Annotated in this window: 2 protein-coding genes; one reads left to right on the top strand and one right to left on the bottom strand. The window is 37.7% G+C overall.

The window, feature by feature from the left end; genetic code table 11:
* Positions 1 to 200, top strand: a 200-nt coding sequence (locus tag L2748_RS23895; RefSeq protein ID WP_248957820.1) for a hypothetical protein, incomplete at its 5' end; no start/stop codon positions are given.
* Positions 201 to 655: 455 nt separating this feature from the next.
* Here L2748_RS23895 and L2748_RS23900 read toward each other — a convergent pair.
* The coding region (locus L2748_RS23900) for an RHS repeat-associated core domain-containing protein (RefSeq protein WP_248957821.1) at positions 656 to 1,365 on the bottom strand (710 nt) is incomplete at its 5' end.

A 1,365-nucleotide genomic window follows, 5' to 3' on the forward strand; every position in this document is an offset into this window, starting at 1 on the left:
ATAGTATTAATAGCGTTGCAAAGGAATTGTTTGTATTGCTGGCTAATGAAGATAAGTACATTAATTCATTGTCATCTAAGCAGTTGGAGAATATACAGGTATTCATAGCAAGCTATTATGCCAAAAATATTGCTCTAGTAGCTTATAAAGATGTAGAAAATTTAATAACTAACACCTTAAAGAATAGTTCCAAATTTTAGTGTTAATACGCTTGTCATTACTAGGCTGTCGGGCATAACTTATGCGAAGGGTGTCTCAGGATTTTAATGTATTAGAAAATTCGAATTAGCTTATGTATGTTAAACCTCTAAGTGCGTGACCAAGAATATTTGGCCACTACACTTAGCAGTGTGTTTAGACGTAGTTGCAGGGAACACTGCAACTAATCGTCCTTTGGGTCTAACCGACTCCCACAAGAATAACACTTTTTCTTCGGCAACTTATAATTAAGGAAAGAGCGAATAACTTGATTTCTCCCACAATCAGGGCATTTGTAGTTAATTGATTTAACAATCAATATAATGGCAATGATAAAACTAAGTACATAAAACGGATTCAAAAAGAATTCGCCACTAATACTAATAAAATTGAAACCAATAATACATAAAACTAATGAAATCAGTATTAACTGAAATTTTTTGTGTTTTACCATAGCCTACTCCATAATTTCTCTAACTTTGTCTGTCACTCGCTCGACAGCCTGTTCAACGTCATTCCCTGTTAGTGTAAATGATTTGCTTATAGTTGTATCGACCCCAATAGAGGGACCTATTTCAACAGAAGCACTGGACTCTGTGCCGGAAAAGTCTCCGATGGACACGGTTGCAACCGCAGCCCCCACATCTAGCGAAGCTGAAGGATCGTCAAAATTTGCTTGTGTATGACTACCTGCGCCTTTACCTAATGTTAAGCCTGCAATAGCGCCTCTTGTCTGTATTGTTGGTTCTTGCTTTAACGCTCCTTTCGAAGCTCCATTTTCCACATTAGACGCACTTTTACCAAAGCGGACAAAAATACCTGAAGTTGTATTTCCTTGGTCACTTGCATTAGGTGTAAAATTTACAGTTCCAACATCCATAGAGCCAACAAATGGTAGTTTGAGTGAAATATACATTTCTTTGTAATCTCTGCCGTCTGGATCAACATATTTATATGGGTTATTCGCAGCATAAGCGTATCTGTTAAATCCTTGAATCCTGACTTTAGATAGAAAAGATGCCGCATTTTTAGGATCATTCGAATAAAAACGGCCGATAAGTGGATCATAGTATCGTGCCTGCATATACGTTAAGCCTAGGTCTGGATCTTGCAAATGCCCCGTATAACCAATCCCTGCTTTTTCGCCACCTAATCGTTTCCCAAAGG

This window comes from Shewanella sairae, from assembly GCF_023283535.1.
GTDB classification, from domain to species: Bacteria; Pseudomonadota; Gammaproteobacteria; order Enterobacterales; family Shewanellaceae; genus Shewanella; species Shewanella sairae.